15 protein-coding genes and 1 pseudogene are annotated in these 16,866 nt (G+C 59.7%); 1 reads left to right on the forward strand and 15 read right to left on the reverse strand.

Going from position 1 to position 16,866, the window contains the following annotated elements:
• Window positions 1-776 precede the first annotated feature (776 nt).
• Window positions 777-2,324 carry an acyl-CoA dehydrogenase family protein gene (locus QA639_RS35490; protein WP_283088485.1) on the forward strand — a complete coding sequence of 516 codons (1,548 nt, stop codon included), beginning with the start codon at window positions 777-779 and terminating at the stop codon, window positions 2,322-2,324.
• 375 nt (window positions 2,325-2,699) lie between these two features.
• Here QA639_RS35490 and QA639_RS35495 read toward each other — a convergent pair.
• The 15 genes and pseudogenes from QA639_RS35495 to trbB form a co-directional block, all read right to left on the reverse strand.
• A pseudogene (locus QA639_RS35495) lies at window positions 2,700-2,890 on the reverse strand (IS5/IS1182 family transposase); the annotation flags it as partial.
• Window positions 2,891-4,686: 1,796 nt separating this feature from the next.
• Window positions 4,687-6,276: an IS66 family transposase gene (tnpC, locus tag QA639_RS35505; protein WP_283088334.1), complete on the reverse strand. Its 1,590-nt coding sequence runs from the start codon at window positions 6,274-6,276 to the stop codon at window positions 4,687-4,689.
• 69 nt (window positions 6,277-6,345) lie between these two features.
• Window positions 6,346-6,699: an IS66 family insertion sequence element accessory protein TnpB gene (gene tnpB / locus QA639_RS35510; protein ID WP_283088335.1), complete on the reverse strand. Its 354-nt coding sequence runs from the start codon at window positions 6,697-6,699 to the stop codon at window positions 6,346-6,348.
• Window positions 6,696-7,118: an IS66-like element accessory protein TnpA gene (tnpA, locus tag QA639_RS35515; RefSeq protein WP_283088336.1), complete on the reverse strand. Its 423-nt coding sequence runs from the start codon at window positions 7,116-7,118 to the stop codon at window positions 6,696-6,698. The genes tnpB and tnpA overlap by 4 nt, the downstream gene beginning before the upstream one ends.
• 125 nt (window positions 7,119-7,243) lie before the next feature.
• The gene (locus tag QA639_RS35520) at window positions 7,244-7,483 is read right to left on the reverse strand and encodes a DUF2274 domain-containing protein (protein ID WP_283088487.1); all 240 of its coding nucleotides are present in this window, start codon (window positions 7,481-7,483) and stop codon (window positions 7,244-7,246) included.
• Between the two features lie 4 nt (window positions 7,484-7,487).
• Window positions 7,488-8,699, reverse strand: coding sequence for a TraB/TrbI/VirB10 family type IV secretion system protein (locus tag QA639_RS35525; RefSeq protein WP_283088488.1), 1,212 nt, complete (start codon window positions 8,697-8,699; stop codon window positions 7,488-7,490).
• On the reverse strand, window positions 8,696-9,730 hold the full coding sequence (trbG, locus tag QA639_RS35530; protein ID WP_283088489.1) for a P-type conjugative transfer protein TrbG: 1,035 nt from the start codon (window positions 9,728-9,730) through the stop codon (window positions 8,696-8,698). The genes QA639_RS35525 and trbG overlap by 4 nt, the downstream gene beginning before the upstream one ends.
• On the reverse strand, window positions 9,727-10,410 hold the full coding sequence (trbF, locus tag QA639_RS35535) for a conjugal transfer protein TrbF (protein WP_283088490.1): 684 nt from the start codon (window positions 10,408-10,410) through the stop codon (window positions 9,727-9,729). Before trbF ends, trbG begins: the two co-directional genes overlap by 4 nt.
• A gap of 99 nt (window positions 10,411-10,509) precedes the next feature.
• On the reverse strand, window positions 10,510-11,745 hold the full coding sequence (gene trbL, locus QA639_RS35540; protein WP_283088491.1) for a P-type conjugative transfer protein TrbL: 1,236 nt from the start codon (window positions 11,743-11,745) through the stop codon (window positions 10,510-10,512).
• Window positions 11,742-12,113: a putative entry exclusion protein TrbK-alt gene (gene trbK-alt, locus QA639_RS35545; protein WP_283088492.1), complete on the reverse strand. Its 372-nt coding sequence runs from the start codon at window positions 12,111-12,113 to the stop codon at window positions 11,742-11,744. The genes trbL and trbK-alt overlap by 4 nt, the downstream gene beginning before the upstream one ends.
• On the reverse strand, window positions 12,110-12,841 hold the full coding sequence (gene trbJ, locus QA639_RS35550; protein WP_283088493.1) for a P-type conjugative transfer protein TrbJ: 732 nt from the start codon (window positions 12,839-12,841) through the stop codon (window positions 12,110-12,112). Before trbJ ends, trbK-alt begins: the two co-directional genes overlap by 4 nt.
• Window positions 12,838-15,279 (reverse strand): conjugal transfer protein TrbE, encoded by a 2,442-nt coding sequence (gene trbE / locus QA639_RS35555; protein ID WP_283088494.1) that lies wholly within the window; start codon window positions 15,277-15,279, stop codon window positions 12,838-12,840. Before trbE ends, trbJ begins: the two co-directional genes overlap by 4 nt.
• 10 nt (window positions 15,280-15,289) lie before the next feature.
• The gene (locus tag QA639_RS35560) at window positions 15,290-15,553 is read right to left on the reverse strand and encodes a VirB3 family type IV secretion system protein (RefSeq protein WP_283088495.1); all 264 of its coding nucleotides are present in this window, start codon (window positions 15,551-15,553) and stop codon (window positions 15,290-15,292) included.
• Complete coding sequence (locus QA639_RS35565) at window positions 15,553-15,879, reverse strand: TrbC/VirB2 family type IV secretion system protein (protein ID WP_074124994.1); 327 nt, start codon at window positions 15,877-15,879, stop codon at window positions 15,553-15,555. The genes QA639_RS35560 and QA639_RS35565 overlap by 1 nt, the downstream gene beginning before the upstream one ends.
• Before the next feature lies 1 nt (window position 15,880).
• The gene (trbB, locus tag QA639_RS35570) at window positions 15,881-16,795 is read right to left on the reverse strand and encodes a P-type conjugative transfer ATPase TrbB (protein WP_283090680.1); all 915 of its coding nucleotides are present in this window, start codon (window positions 16,793-16,795) and stop codon (window positions 15,881-15,883) included.
• Window positions 16,796-16,866 lie beyond the last annotated feature (71 nt).

The raw sequence follows: 16,866 nt of genomic DNA on the forward strand, positions 1-16,866 counted from the left end.
TCATGCCTCAATGGCTCGCAACAAAATCGAGTTAGCTTGGGCTTTTGCCGATCACTGACCGCCTTCGGAGATCCAGCTTCGAATCCGACAATACAAAAACCAGACGGGTGGCTCAATTCTACAGAGGTAAGCAGGCGATATAGAACGGGTTGAAAAACCTATACTAAGGTTTGCAGATGGAAGAAGCTGCACGGATGATACAGGATTCGACGCGAAGTGCTCTCGCGATCCTCTGAGGTTCAGAGAGCTGATCGACTAGATGTCAAGCACTGGGCCGACTTCGCCCACTTCCTTGAGGACGGCAGACTCTGCCTGACCATTAACGAGAAACCCTACGGAACGAACATGCGCGGCATCGCTGTTGGAAGGCACAACTGGACTCTTGCCTCGGCGCGGGGCGGAGCGCACTGCTATTGCTGACGCGTCTCACCACCGCACATTTGAACGACGCTGACCCGCAAGCCAGCCCCCCGCCGCCCATCGCCGATCTGCCTGCGCTACACCTGCAGAGTTGCCTTCCCAGGAATGGAAAACGCCTGCGCTCGGTTGAAAACACCTCCGATAAGAAGTCCGTCGCAGCCGCCTGAACGTCTCAGCGACCATAGTTCCTCCCTTATGCGCGCGGAGCCGTTGTGCGGCCATCCTCGGACGCGCACCTTACGCTACGCGCGCATCCCGCTATACCGGTGTGTAATCGAGTTATCCCCGAGGATGACTGGCACGATCGCGAGCGCAATCATATGGCGTTATACTATCTAGATAGTTCGAGCGAGGCTATGTCCACTCAAGTTCACCGCCTATTCGGGGAAGCAAGGGAACGCACACCTGACGGTCGTCGCGCACCTAACCTATATTCCAGTTTAATCGATGATCTGAGTCAATTGAATTTCGCAGACGCGGATGACCGTCGAGCATTCCCTCCGACACTACACACCATATTCGCAAGGCATGGACTGTTCGGGATCACTACGCCAGCAGAGCACGGCGGAATAGCTCTTTCCTTGCAAGAGGCCATCGACCTCATCTCCGCTACTGCATCCTTCGACATCTCGGCTGCCTCTACCCTCGTCATTCATAACTTTCTGGCCTTGCCCTGCATCGAAGCGGCGCCGCACATCCCTGAACAGAGGCACGTCATGTCCCGTGCAACACGCGGCGACCTTTGCGCGTTCGCGTTGACGGAGCCTCAAGCTGGTTCTGCCCCGCGGCATATCGAGGCTTCGGCTTTCATGCACGAAGATAGAGTTCGCATCTCTGGCCGCAAAATTTGGATAGGTCTCGCCGATTGGGCTCGCTGGATCGTTTGCTTTGCGCGAGCCTCTGGTCCCGATGCGAAAGGCCGGCTCGTTGCCGTACTAGTTGATAGACAGGCTCCGGGCCTAAAGGTTACACACGAGCATCGCACACTCGGTCTACGCGGCATCATTCAAAATACACTGGAGTTTCAGGATGTCGAGGTGCCGAGCGCTTACGTGCTCTCTCGCGATCAAGATGGCTGGGGGGCAGCAACATCTAGTATGAACCGCGGACGTATCGGTGTGGCTGCCATGGGCCTTGGAGCCCTTGAGCGCGCCCTCCAGGTCGCAGCCTCATATGCACGCCATCGCCGACTTGGTAAGCTGCGCATGATTGAGAACAGCTATATCGCGCAACTATTGGAGCGGATGGTACTCCGGCGGGAAGTAGTGAAGGCAATGCTGGGTGCATCCTGCCGAATTGTCTCAGCGCAGGGTGCGCCCAACGTCCACCTTGCTTCGGCAACGAAGGTTTTGTCCTCGGAATGGTGCGGCCTCGTCGCAGATCAGTGCGTCCAACTGTTAGGTGGCCGTGGTTACGATGAGGGAACACCCGTCGCTAAAATCTATCGAGACGCTCGCATTCTACGCATCTTCGAAGGCCCGACCGAGGCGCTTCTGTCGCATCTCGGCCGTTGCCTTCTCTCTAGAGCCACACGTGACGAGATAGCCGATCTTTTTCTGTCTCTTGGTGCGGCGCAAGTCCATGCTGCTATGATGGAGGAACTTTCCGGACTGAACGAGACAGACGGCGCCGTGCTAATCTATGCGGGTTGGCTCACCACGCTAGGACTGGCACAAGCTATTATGTCTGCTGATGGCTTCTTCCCTTCAGATTGTGCCGCAGCAGCAGCTGACCTAGTCCGTTCCGAGTTAGCAACTCTCCGCACTCGCGCGCCGACACGGCAATCTTTCGAGGGCTGCATTCGCGCCAGCCGGACTCTGAATGCCTTTCTCCAAGATGCAGCTTCTTCCATCGGTTCACCTGTTCTCACAGATGATTACCTCAAATTGGTGCAGTATGTCTAACATCTTGCTCGGTCGATACCGCAGAAAGATCATTGTCGGCTGATCGCTTGCTGCTTCCTCTGCGATGAGCTTCGGGCAACGGCGATACAATGCACCCGTTCAGGCTGAACGACGATCAAGGACGGCGGATCAAGTCCTATTTTCCGATGGATATGAGCGGCAAGGAAGTGCGTGTGATCAGCGGCAACTTCCATATGATCAAGAGCGTTTGTCGATGGAGTGATTGCCCTGGTGAAAATGAGGCCGCCAACGACGATCTAGTCGTCCACCCCTCAATCGCTGGCACGATTAGAGCCCCGATCGACAAACGTGACCACTGCCGGGTCATGGTTCTTTCTGCGAGCGTCTCTATCCGCTACCAAACGACCGGTTGCACCATTGGCTCAAGCGCCGAAATACAGTATTCCAGTCTCCGAAGGCCTCAGGAAGATCGGGTCAGGGAGAACGGTACGCGCGATCAAAAACATTCGGTTGTCTCGCCCGGTCGATCCTTTCTGATCCGGCCGGCCTATGATCAGCGGCGCCATTCGCTTCCGAGCCGCGTCGCTCAACACCAAACGATCCATCACACCCGAGGCCGCTCCAAAAAAGAAGCGTCTTGAATCTAATTTGCGCCCAAAAGGGCTCCTTAAGATCCACACTGCCTCACGGCCCCTCTCATGTCGGCGAGGAAAGCGCCCAGCTGGCCGAATTGAGATCTGATTTAAGGCGAACGTTCTGCACAGAATGTACAAATGCACCTTGTTGCCCACACGCCATTGTACAAACTTCTTGGAAAGCGGCGTCGATCAGAACCACTTGTTACCGCCACATCGTGGGCGCTCCGGTCAACGCCGCTTGGCCGATTTTCCTGAGGACATCGACCGATGTCTCTCCACGCGTGGCTGCTTCGAGGAGTTTACACGCGACGTGGGTTCGGATGCCGATTTCGTGACGGGATACACCTTCACAAACCTCATCCAGGACCGCACGCAACATGGCAGCCAATTCGGAGTCGACCATTTGAGTGCCCCTCAATCTCACAACTCTATCATCTGCTTGTGCTGGCTGGATAGAATCTGGTTGGGTGAACGCCGAGCCAATATATGCACGTGACCATGCAAACAATTTTCGCGTTAGCGTTTAATAGCATACACGTCCTGGCTTCAACGCTATTCGTAACAAAGCTTTCGTTTGATGGCTTTTTCGATTTGAGGGAGGCGTTCCCCCTCGAAGAGCTAAGCGCTACCGCTGCCCTCTCTGCGGAGGCCTCGGGCTCCGAACGGCGTACGAAACAGACAGACAGCAGAAAACGGCCCTCTCGATCATCTCTTGCGACAATTCACAAGACAGCAAAACGTCCGCTGCCGTAACCGAAGCGAACGCAACGAAATACATCCCTTGATCCCTCAACATTGGTCATCGCTAGCCTTCCTACACTTCTTCTCTGAAGGTTTCGTGGACCAATTGAGACTCACGCAAGAATGCGGAGCTAATTGTTTGCAGGAGCCAGAGTAACGGAATGCGGTGTGCGGCGATGGCGGAGTCGAACAAAATTGTCGGTATCGATACCAATGGCCTTCGCCCGCGGCGCGAAACCGGGGTCCCGTCCAGAGGGCTTCGCTTGATTGTCTATAGGTCCATGGCAGTCGACGAACCCTCGTTCGAATTCTCTCTCGCTCGACTGATGGCCCCATAAATGTCCTTGATGGGTCATCAGATCATCGCAAGACCCGCGCTTGGCAGATAAGCTTGTAGGAAACACGACGAGGTGGAGGAAATATGCAAACTTGTCGCGCTCTCGGCGGGTTCGGGCGAGAACGACATCGCGCCTGCCGCTCTCGCAATCGGACGCCCAGCGTTCTAGCTCCCCTGAGCGATACATTGCGATGCGTGTGGGGTGGAGACTGCATGCTTTTCAAGTTCGGACAGGGACGATCGGCGCGCTGTCTTCTCGGCCTCGGCAACATCCTCATTGGCCGCGATCATGGCGCCGCCTACTCCGGCCATCTTTATCTCCCGATCTCCAATGCGATACGATCTCTCCCGCACGCGCCAGTGCCTTCGCCGATCCGAATACCGAATTCGCGCGATATGCACCGAGAGGGTCATCAAGGGCACCTGAATCGTCGGCAAATCGTCGCTTGAGTATCTCTTGACGTGGAAACCTTCGCTTCCAGGAGATCGTCTGCCGCTCTAACGGCATGACATCAGCTGCGACACCATCAAAGGGCTCGACAGCAAGGATTCGAGATCGGCTTGGTTTAGACACCGAGCGAGTTTCACCGGACTTGTCTACCGCGAGCTGCGGATGAGACAGGCTCCAATCGAATCACTGGTTCGCTTGCTGGGGAGCAGAGAACGTAAGCGCTCGGCCGGGGCCCTATTGAGGCTGGCTTGACGCCTTGCGGAAGCGCCACGGCATGAGGTCGCCGATTCTGCTATGGGGATGGCCGTCGATGATCGCCTCAAGTGTTTCGGCGATGTAGGCTACCGGGTTGACGTAATTGAGCTTGCAGGTGGCGATGATCGACGCGAGCAAGGCCCAGTTTTCTGCCCCGATTTCATGTCCTGCGAAGAGAGCGTTTTTCCTGGTCAGGCAGATTGGCCGGATCGCGTTCTCGACCGGGTTGGTGTCGAGCTCGAGACGTCCGTCTTCGAGGAAGCGGGTCAGCCCCTGCCAATGATTCAGTGCATAGCGGATGTCCTCGGCGAGTGTCGAACCGCTGGAGATCATCGACAGCTGTTTCTCGAACCACGACTTTAGCGCGGCTACCATGGGCAGCGAGTGCTCCTTGCGCGCGGCCAGCCGGATGTCCGGCGATGAGCCGCGCACCATGGCTTCGATGGCGTAAAGCTGCGCGATGTGCCGAACGGCAGCTTCGGCGATCGGCGACTTGCTGTTGCGTACCAATTTGACGAAGCGCCGGCGCAAATGGCTCCAGCAATGCACGAGCGTCCACGGCCCTTGCGGTCGAACGACTTCGTTCAACCGGTCATACCCGTCATAGGCGTCGCATTGCAGGTAGTGTCCGCCAAAGCCGTTCAGGAACTGCTCAGCAAAGGCACCGCTGCGACCGGGGGCATATCGGAACAGCACGATCGGCGGACTTGGACCACTGTGGCCGCGGTCGTCTGAGGCGATCGCCCAGAAGTAGCCTTTCTTCGTTTGGCCGCGCCCCGGATCGAGTACTGGCGCCTTGGTCTCGTCCATGAACAGCCGATCCGCCATGGCCAAGTGGTGGCGCATGTGGTCCGCGATGGGCTGAAGATGGAAGCAGGCGCGGCCCGACCAGTTGCCCAGTGTCGTCCGATCAAGCCGGATGCCCTGGCGCGCATAGATCTCGGCCTGACGGTAAAAAGGCGTATGGTCGCCAAATTTGGAGACGATCACGTGCGCGATGGCCGCTTCGGTCGGCAGCCCGCCGGGCACGACGTGCTCCGGTGCATGCGCCTGCACGACGGGGCCCGAGCAGCGGCGACAGATGTATTTCGGGCGGCGCGTGACCAGCACGCGCCATTGCGCCGGGATCACGTCAAGGCGCTGGCTGACGTCTTCGCCGATCTTCGTCATGGCGCCGCAACCGCACGGGCAGAGCGTGCTCGCAGGCTCGATGACCCGCTCCACCCGCGGCAAATGGGCAGGCAAGCAGCCGCGATTGCGATGAGAGCTTTGATCCGTCGCGTTCCGTGACCGGCCCTGGATCACCGCCTCGGCTCTCTCCTGCGCGGCATCCAGGATGCCTTGCGCGATCTCCACGTCTTCGAGCGGCAAATGATACTGATCTGGTCGCAGCTTCTCGGATTTCGCGCCGAACCTGTCGCGTCGTAATTCGCCGAGAATGACCTCCAGCCGGCGTCGGGCTTCTTCCGACGCCGCCAGTGCCCCCTGATGCTCGCTCAAGGCCGCCTGCGTTTGCGCCAATAGCGCCTTAAGGTGTTCGTTTTCGTCGCGCAGCGCCGCGATGCTCATGCGCTATTTCGAGCACATCGCCGCCGCGTGTACCACGTTCAATATAACTGCCGAGTCATTCTGCCGCAGTTATCCCGCCGCCTGCGGGCGCCGTGCTTCTTCCGGGCGGACCAATCTCCAATCCAGCCCTTCGAACAAGGCCGCGAACATCGCCGGCGATATCCGCATCACGCCGTCCGCGATCGTTGGCCAAACAAACTTGCAACCTTCGAGGCGCTTGTGCACCAACACCAGGCCCGTTCGATCCCAGACCAAAATCTTGATCCGGTCCGCTCGCTTCGAGCGGAACACGAAGGCTGCGCCGCTGAACGGGTCGAGATGAAGCATCTCCTGCACCTTCGTCGCAAGCCCATCGTGGCCACAGCGGAAGTCGATCGGCCGCGTGGCAACGTAAATCTTCAGATCAGCACCGGCCGCGATCATCGTGACGCTCGCACCGCACGGATCACCCGGGATAGCTCGTCAGCATCTATGGCCGTATCCGTCCGCAGCACGACATCACCGATGGCGATCTCAAGCTTGATCGCCGGAGCCTGACGCTCCTCCAACGCATGGTCCACGACCAGCGGAGCAAATGTCGGCGGGGACGCCTCGCACGGCGGCAACATACCTCGCTGTCGAAACCGCCGTCGCCAATCGTAGATCTGCCAGCGCGTCGCTCCGTGCTTGCGCGCCACCTCGGACACCTGAGCACCGGGTAACAGACTCTCGGCAGCGATCCGAGCTCTCTCAGCTTCCGAACGCACACGACGTCCTGACGGCCCTTCGAGGATCTCCAGCCGGCTCACCGACCCCGCAGATGAGCCGTCTAAATGGACGTCCTTTTTGCTGTCCAATCCCATCCCAAACCTCCGTCCAACCCGGAGGCTTCTTCGCACGGCTATCCAGATCCCGAAGCAAGGGTTCTGGCTTAGCGCTTACCAGAGAACGAAGACGATGCTCGACTTATTGGCTTGCAAACCGAACGCTATCCAACGCTCGTATCGCGTGCCTGAGATAAACGTCTTAGTTTCGTGAAACCACGATCAGTGGCCATAAAGCGCCCGAGCATCGGCGCAATCAGTTTAAGTGGATCAATCGCCTGAGCGGTCTCACGCGCTAGCGCTTCCGCGTACGCGAGAAGATCGCGATGAACCGCAGCGGGCAATTCGACAGTTACTCTGACAGGCCTGTCACTGGGAATTTCCGAGATTCTAAGCTTTGGCACGGCATCATCCTTTGTATGGTTCGAGCTGAAGATCGCGGTTGACAATCACCCGAACCGGAAAACCTGGACGGATGGTCAATGTCGGCTGGATGTTGAGACTGCGCCGCACGACTTGCTGGCCAGTTTGGTTCAACGAATCCCCTGCACCGTGCCGCAACGCCTGAATAATTGCGCTGTCGTTGCTGTTCGTGTCGGAGCCGGAGCCAAGCTCTGTTCCGACAGCAAGAAAGGTCGATAGGGCGGCTGCCTTAAACAACTCGCCCCAATGATTGTCGACTTGGTCTTCTAGACCTGCATAACCTGCGTTGTCCGCACCAGGCTGTCGCTCTAGTACGATCGAGCGACCGTTGGGCATGATCAGACGGGTCCAAACCAGCAGCACGCGGGACTGGCCGAAGGTGACCTGGCTGTCATAGATGCCGATCAAGCGGGCCCCCTGGGGCACAAGCAAGAACCGTCCGGTAGGAGTATCGTAGAGATTCTCTGTCACCTGCGCCGTGACCTGACCTGGAAGGTCCGATCTGATTCCCGTGATCAGTGCACCGGGAATCACAGTGCCGGCCTGCAACAGATATGGCGAAGCTGGCTTAGTGATGCGGTCAGGACTCACTGTGCGACGATCTACGGATGCGTTCACGAAAGCGAGTTTCGTATCTTGACCGCTCTGCGCAGATCCGTCGCCGCTGGTGCTGGTTGAGCTCGGTGGCAGGACGCGGTCGCTTGCCGCAGCGGTAGCTGAGGTCGGCCGCATTTCTCTCCCGCTGCTCGAAGCAAATAAATGGCTGATACGGGCTGCTTCGGTCTCCTGGTCCCGGCGCTGTTGGTCCGGATCACCGCCGATCGTCGGCGACTGCCCCTGAGCCGCGAGGATCGGTCGACCGAGGTCCCCAGGAAGGGGCGGACCAAGCTGCGGTATCGGTTGATGTGGAACGCCGGTGTAGTCCTTCGGCAGCGTGGTAATGCCATCGGCAACGTTGTGATGGTCGGTGCTGTAGGACTCATCGGCCGCTTGGTTTCGCGGACGATTATTCTGCAGTGACCACAAAACGGCTCCGCCGATAACGAGCAATGCAACAGCACTCCCTCCCGCCAGGACTTTCCGGGACAACCGCGTCACACGCGGACGCTCTGCCCTCAACCGAAAGCTGCTGGATTGCCGGCCTTGTGTCTGCGGCGGAATGGCTCGTTCGTGTTCGTTTCCATTTGAGGTATTCATGACGACGGCCTCCCGTCAGTCCTGACAATCCTGACCTTCATCGGATGCTCGCCGCCGAGCCGGAGTTCGGCCGCTGCAAACAGCCGGTCGACAATCAACACGTTGCCGTAGGCGCGATAATTTACGAGTTCGGTCTTGCCGTCTGGTCCGATGGCGAACAGCGGCGGCATCTCACCTTGCACTATCCCTTGCGGGAATTCGACATAGACCTTGCGGCCATCGTCATATGCAGCGACCGGTCGCCAGGGCGGGCTGTCCCCTTCAATCGCGTAGCGCGCGATGCGGTGCGCCTGATCCGGAAGAACGGGTCTCAGGGCAACTGAACGCGATCGTTCGCGCACGGTTTCCGGATAGTACCAGGCGACGGATGGCATGTATGGTCGCTCACGGGAGCGAAGCTCTATCAGGTAGGTGCGCCGGTCGGTATTGATGACAAGATTGGTTTCGATCGATGCGCGGGTCGGCTTGACCAGGATATGGACCCGCCGTGTATCGCCACTCCCGCTCTCAGTATCGCCCACGACCCAGCGGACGGTGTCGCCAGCCGCGATCGGTCCGGATCCGGTCAACTGCTCTCCTTCCTCAAGCGCAATATCCGTGATCTGCCCCGGTGCGGCGTAAATCTGATAAAGTGCCCCGGGACTGTAAGCGTAGATTTGCGCTGCATTGAAATACCCCCGCTTGCGCGGTTCGATGCGGGCCGCGCTGTTTGCCGTCTCAACCCGGCTCACAGGTTCGGGCTCTTCTTTTCCTCCCGACTTGCCGCCGAGCGCCGGCTTCCAGAGCGGTGGAACGTGAAGCGGTCGCGATGTCTCATCGAGAGGCGCTGGAGACGCGGGCAACGGAGGGACTTCCGCGTCATAACCGATCTGCGGCGGAATGTAGGTTGCACACCCGCCGAGCGCCGATGAACAAAGCAGGAGAGTGGACAGAATTGCTCGATTCGAGGTCACGAACTCGGACCAAGGCGAATTGGGCCTGCTGAGCAGGATAGGACGCTTCGAATGAGCGGTGGACGGCGTCTTGGTCACTGACTCAACTCCTTTGACCAGTTAATGGCGTGGACGTAGATGCCGAGCGGATTCTTGCGCAGGCGCTCGGCGTCGCGCGGCGTCTCGATCACGATCGTGAGAATTGCAGTCCAGCGCTCGGTCGAACTCAACGAGCCGTTGTCGTAGGTTCGTTGGATCCATGCGATCCGAAAGCTTTCAGACGACGCGCGAATGACGCTTGAGACGTCCACGGAGATCTGCACCTTGCCCAACTTGGCAAAGGGGTCATTGTTGCGCGCATAGTCATTGAGTGCTGCCGCCCCACGATCGGTCGTAAAATCGTAGGCCCGAAGCCAGTTCTGGCGCAGAACAATACCGTCCAAGGGCAGGCCTCTGACATCCTCGATAAAGCGCGCGAGGTGGTAGGCGATCTGCGCGTCGGTCGGCTGATAGTCAATGTTGGCGGGCGCAACCCTCTGGGCCTGACCAAGATGATCGACTTCAACCACCCAAGGCGTGATCGATCCTCGGCTGGAATGCCAGACTAGGCCCCCGGCAAGCCCGGCGGACAGCATCAAACAGCCGAACGCCATCAAGCGCCAGTTTTTGGCCTGCACGCGGGCAGACCCAATGCGTTCGTCCCAAACCTGCGCAGCCTTTTGGTAAGGCGTGATCGGCGTGGGCATGCGCCCGTAGTGAACGGATGGTCGTTTGAACATTGATAACTGCCCCCTTGAGATCAAGTGATCGGTTACGGGTCGTGCGGTGTCCGGATTGAAGCATCGGCCCGCGGTGTGTGGTAAGGCGCTTACCGCGTGTCAGCGCTCTCCTTCGGACAAGTCCACGGAGGAGCCGCTGCCAGCGTGGTCGCCAGAGCGGACCGCGCGGCCGGCTGTCGACGCACTATGCCGAATGGTATGGGCACTTTTCATGCGCCGCGCCCAATCGGGCTGCGCTTTCCCTTCTGCCGAAGTGCTTGCGGCTTGCTCGCCCGCTTGCCCACCGCCGCCGAGCGTAGCCGCTGCACGGCGCAACGGGCTCATGGCTGCCGAAGCCCCCGCCTCCGCGACGCCAGCAAGGCCGCCACTTCGATAGGCCGCGGATGCTCCACTCAAGACGGCACCGCCACCGCGCGCGGCGCCTGCAATCGCGCCGCCAGCGAGACTAGCACCGCCGGCGGCGAGGCCTGCACCGACGGCAACGACACCTCCAGCGGCAAGTCCCGTACCGGCCGCGGCACCGGCGCCGAGCTGCGGTCCGCCAGAGACCAGGCCGTTTGCGATTCCCGGGCCGAAGATACCGAGGCCGAGCAATGAGAGCGCCGCAAGGACCAGCGTCATCGCGTCTTCGATGGTCGGCTGGCCGCCAGCAAAGCCAGAAGTGAACTGAGAGAACAGGGTCGATCCAATGCCGAGGATGACGGCCAGAACCAGGACCTTGATTCCAGATGACATGACATTGCCCAACACCCGCTCTGCCGCGAACGCGGTCTTGCCAAACAAGCCGAAAGGAATGAGCACGAAGCCCGCCAGCGTCGTCAGTTTGAACTCGACCAGGGTCACGAAGAGCTGGACCGCCAGAATGAAGAAGGCGAGCAGCACCACGACCCAGGCGAACAGGAGAACGACGATCTGGACGAAATTCTCGAAGAAACTGATGTAACCCATCAGGTTCGAAATCGAATCGAGGAGCGGTCGGCCGGCGTCGAGGCCGACTTGAGCGATCTTCCCTGGTCGCAGGAAATCCGACGCAGATAAGCTCGAGCCGGACGCTTTCAGCCCAAGACCGGCAAAGCTTTCGAAGACGATGCGTGCGAGGCTGTTCCAATTGCTGATGAGGTAGGCAAAGACGCCGACGAAGAGCGTCTTCTTGACGAGGCGCGCGATAATGTCTTCGTCCGTTCCCCAACTCCAGAACAATGCGGCGAGCGTAATGTCGATTGCGGCAAGGGTCGTCGCGAGATATCCGACATCGCTACCCAGCAGCCCGAAGCCGTTATCGATATAGCGCGTAAACGTTTCCAGGAACTGGTCGATAATCCCGGTACCAGTCATGGCTTGCTCGCCTCAGGTGTTGCCAGGGGCGGATATCCATGCACGAAGCGGCTCTGATCCTTTGGGGCGGGCGCTAAATTCGCGGCGGAATCATCCTGGCCAGCAACTGCGGCGTCATCCCTCCTGCCAAAGAAACGACGCCGGTTCTCGTCCCAAACCTGCTTACAATGCCGATAACCCGCCGTTTCCTCCGAGGTGACACCGCGGCAGCGTACCAGGTCGGAATTGGTTGCACCTGTCGTCTGCGCTTTCTCCGGCAGCGGCGGAGAACCGTTGCCACCGCGAAGCTGAATTGTGCAGGCAGCGACGACCAATACGCCGATTGTCGTAAGCAGCGACAAGGCCTTGAATGCGTTTACGTCAGTCATTGATGGAACATCCGCACGTCTTGGGATTGATAGCCCTGGCCCGGCGTCAAGAACCGTCGGAGCTGCTCTCGGCCCTGGTCTTGGGCCGCGGCGCGTTGCGCCGCTTCAAGACTCTGCGCTCGACTTTGTGCGGTTATGACTGCGGTGAGGTCGGCGAGCTGCTGCGCGCTCAGCGCGAGAATTTGATTGCCGGCCTGCGTTGCCTGCAAGGCACCGCTGGCGCCTTGGCTTGAGCTGACGAGCGCGGAGGTTTGGATGCGATTGGTATCGAGGTTGCCAACGATGCCAGCCTGGACCCGGAGCGCGTCTTGCGTTGCTGCGTAAGTATTTTGCCACCGCGATTGAGCGTTTGTGATCAGCAATTGGCTGGACTGGCTTCCGGTAACCGGCGCGTAGCTTGTCGAGAACGCGCGATCGATCTGCTGAACGTCGTAGGCGATCCGCTGGGCTTGGCTCAGCAATTGCTGGGTCCGCTGGATCGACGATTGCAGTTGCTGCAGCGATGAATACGGTAGGTTTGCCAGATTCCTTGCTTGGTTGATCAACATCTGCGCCTCGTTCTGCAACGAGGTGATCTGGTTGTTGATCTGCTGGAGCTCCCGCGCGGCGGTCAGAACATTCTGAACGTAGTTGTTGGGATCAAAGACGATGAGCGCCCGTGCGGGCACCGCGACGCCAAGCACCAGCGCAATGGTGCCAGCGGCTGCCAATAGGCCAAGACGCCTCATAGCGATTTCTCCAGATTTGCAAGATTGGGGATCAAGTCTACGGCCCAGGCGACGCCCCGGTGCTGGAGCCAGGCCGGCACGAACCCGTCAGGTCCATGTTCGGCGAGAAGCTGCGCGATTGCAGCCTGGTCTGTCTTGGAAGAGGCGGCCGTAAATGCGAGCGCGACATCACCAAGGCCTAGTTCGAACATGCGGTTGCCGCGACGCGATTGACAGTAGTAGTCGCGCTTCGGGGTTGCCCGGCTCAGAAGCGCGATTTGCCGGTCGTTGAGGCCAAAGCGGCGATAGATGGCGGTAATCTGCGGCTCGATCGCCCGCTCGTTTGGCAGCAACAGGCGCGTCGGACAGCTTTCGATGATCGCCGGCGCGATCGCCGAGCCGTCAATGTCCGAAAGCGACTGGGTGGCGAAAATGACGGATGCGTTTTTCTTCCGAAGGGTCTTCAACCATTCGCGGAGTTGGCCCGCAAAATCCTCGTCGTCGAGTGCAAGCCAGCCTTCATCGACAATCAGGAGGGTCGGCCGGCCGTCGAGGCGGTCCCCGATACGATGGAACAAGTAAGCCAGCACGGCCGGGGCCGCACTCGTTCCGATCAACCCTTCAGTTTCAAACGCCTGGACCGAGGCCTCGCCGAGGCGCTCCTGTTCGGCATCAAGCAGGTGTCCGGACGGACCGCCCAGGCAATAGGGTTGCAGCGCACGTTTCAGGGAGTTCGATTGCAGCAGGACCGACAGGCCCGTCAGGGTGCGCTCCTGCATGGGTGCCGAGGCGAGCGACGTCAGAGCCGACCACAGATGATCCTTGACCTCCGGCGTGATCTCGATCTTTTCGCGTGCAAGGATCGCGCCGATCCATTCTGTGGCCCATCCGCGCTCGGAAGGGTCGTCGATCCACGCCAGCGGCTGCAACGCAACGAGTTGGTCGCCTCCATCGGACAATGCACCGCCGAGATCATGCCAGTCGCCGGCCATGGCGAGCGCGGCCGCCCGGATCGAGCCGCCAAAATCGAACGCAAAGACCTGAGCACCCGGGTAGCGGCGGAACTGCAACGCCATCAGCGCCAGCAACACGGATTTACCGGCGCCCGTCGGTCCCACCACGAGGGTATGGCCGACATCGCCGACGTGGAGGGAGAATCGGAACGGGGTCGATCCCTCGGTCTTACCGAACAGGAGGGGCGCCCCCTTGAAGTGCAAATCCCTCGTCTCACCCGCCCATACGGCCGACATCGGAATCATATGGGCGAGGTTGAGGGTCGAAATCGGCGGCTGCCGCACGTTGGCGTAGACATGGCCGGGTAGACTGCCGAGCCAGGCTTCCACGGCGTTCACCGTCTCGATCATGCAGGTAAAATCGCGGCCCTGAATGACCTTCTCGACCAGGCGGAGCTTTTCATCGGCAGCATGGGGATTGCCGTCCCACACGGTGATGGTCGCCGTGACAAAGGCTTGCCCAATCTGATCCGAACCGAGTTCCTGCAACGCCGCATCGGCGTCCAGCGCCTTGTTGTGAGCGTCGGTATCAAGCAGCGTCGACGCCTCGTTGGTCATGACCTCCTTGAGAATGGCGCCGATGGACTTTCTCTTGGCGAACCATTGGCGGCGAATCTTGGTCAGCAGCTTCGTGGCATCAGTCTTGTCGAGCATGATCGCGCGGGTCGACCAGCGATACGAGAATGCGAGGCGATTCAGGTCGTCCAGAATCCCCGGCGTCGTCCCGCCCGGAAAGCCGACGATCGTCAGAACCCGGAGGTTGGCCGACCCCAGCATCGGCTCGAGCCCGCCGGTCAGCGGCTGATCGGCCAACAGCGCATCGATGTACATGGGGATTTCCGGCACTCGAACGCGATGACGCTTGGTCGAAATCGTTGAGTGCAGGTAGGTCAACGTGTCCTGATCATCGAGCCATGCACATTCGGGCATGAATCCTTCAACGAGTTGCAGCACGCGATTGGTCTGATCGACAAATCCACGAAGCAGCTCGCGCGCGTCGGCTCCAACGGCGCGATCGCCGCCCTCATAGAGCAATCTTTCTGCTCTCGCGGCCCCCTCCTCGGGCGGTAGATAGAGGAAGGTCAGGAAATAGCTGGACTCATAGTGGGCGCCCGCCTCTTCAAACTGAGCTTTGCGTTCGGCATCGACCAGCGCTGAGGCGACATCCGGAAAGGTGTTCGGCGGGTACGCACCCGCAAAGTGGCGCTGCGCCTCAACGAACACCGCCCAGCCTGAGCCTAGCCGCCGCAAAGCATTGTTCAAACGGCCGGCGACGGCGACGAGTTCAGCCGGCACGGCGCTGTCGAGGTCAGGCCCACGGAACTTTGCTGTCCGCTGGAACGAGCCATCCTTGTTCAAGATAATTCCCTCGTCGACGAGAGCTGCCCAAGGTAGGAAGTCGGCGAGCCGGGCATTGGAATTGCGATATTCAGCGAGATTCATCATGACCAAGGGCTCAGGCGTTGAGATGACCGGGAATGCGCAGATGTCGGCGCACCACATCGACAAAGGCTGAATCGCGCTTGGCGGCCCAGACGGCGGCCATATGGCCGAGGAACCAGAGGACGAGGCCCGCGATCCAGAGCCGCAATCCAAGACCAAGAGCCGCGGCAAGCGTGCCGTTGACAATCGCGACCGACCGGGGTGCTCCACCCATCAGGATTGGTTCGGTCAGAGCACGGTGAACGGGCACAAGGAAGCCGACGACAGGTTCATCCATCAAATCACCACGCCGCCACCGAAGGAGAAGAACGATAGGAAGAAGCTCGAGGCAGCGAACGCAATCGACAGACCGAACACGATCTGGATCAGTCTGCGGAAACCACCCGACGAATCTCCGAACGCGAGCGTCAGCCCGGTCACGACGATGATGATGACGGCGATGATCTTGGCGACGGGGCCTTCTACCGATTGCAGTATCTGATTGAGCGGCTGTTCCCACGGCATGTTCGAGCCAGCCGCCCATGCCGGTGCCGTGGCCAAGAGAATCGTGCCGAACGCGGCAAGTGAAGCCGTATCTTGAAGAACTCGAAATTGCTGACGCATGTCAGTCTCCTGCTGATGAAAGGCTGTAGTCGCCGGCAGCACTAAGTCCCTTGATGAGGGCGAGCTCAGCGAGGCGACGGTCAGCACCGCGCCCCGCGAGCACAGCAACGAGGTCGATGGTCTCGGCGATAAGGGCACGCGGCACCGTGATGACGGCTTCCTGGATGAGTTGCTCGAGCCGCCGCAGTGCGCCGATGGCGGTGCCGGCATGGATGGTACCGATGCCGCCGGGATGACCGGTGCCCCAGGCCTTGAGCAGATCGAGTGCTTCGCCACCGCGGACCTCGCCGATCGGGATACGATCCGGACGTAGTCGCAGCGAGGACCGAACGAGATCCGATAGTGTGGCGACACCATCTTTTGTCCGCAAAGCTACGAGATTTGGCGCTTTGCACTGGAGTTCTCGAGTATCTTCGATCAGCACGACCCGATCGGAAGTCTTCGCGACCTCGGCCAAGAGCGCATTTGTCAACGTTGTCTTGCCCGTCGATGTCCCCCCGGCGACGAGGATGTTCTTGCGTGCGGCGACCGCGCTCTTGAGGATCTTGGCCTGCTCGGAAGTCATGATCTGCTTGGCGACATAATCGTCGAGCGTAAACACGGCGACAGCGGGCTTGCGGATAGCAAAAGCCGGTGCAGCAACGACCGGAGGCAAGAGACCTTCAAAGCGCTCCCCGGTGCCAGGCAGTTCGGCCGAAACCCGTGGCGCGCCGGTATGCACCTCGGCCCCAACATGATGCGCCACCAGGCGAACAATGCGCTCGCCATCCGCTGCGGACAGAGTTTCGCCGGTGTCGATCAGGCCATTTGACAACCGGTCAATCCACAACCGCCCATCTGGATTGAGCATGACCTCGATAATCGTCTCATCTTCGAGGTAGCCGGCAATCGCCGCGCCAAGTGCGCTACGCAGCATTCTCGCACCGCGCGAATTCGCTTCCGATTGAAAGGAATGAACTGCCACCGCTGCCCCCACCGAAGGAGGGC

The organism is Bradyrhizobium pachyrhizi, assembly GCF_029714545.1.
Lineage (GTDB): Bacteria > Pseudomonadota > Alphaproteobacteria > Rhizobiales > Xanthobacteraceae > Bradyrhizobium > Bradyrhizobium pachyrhizi.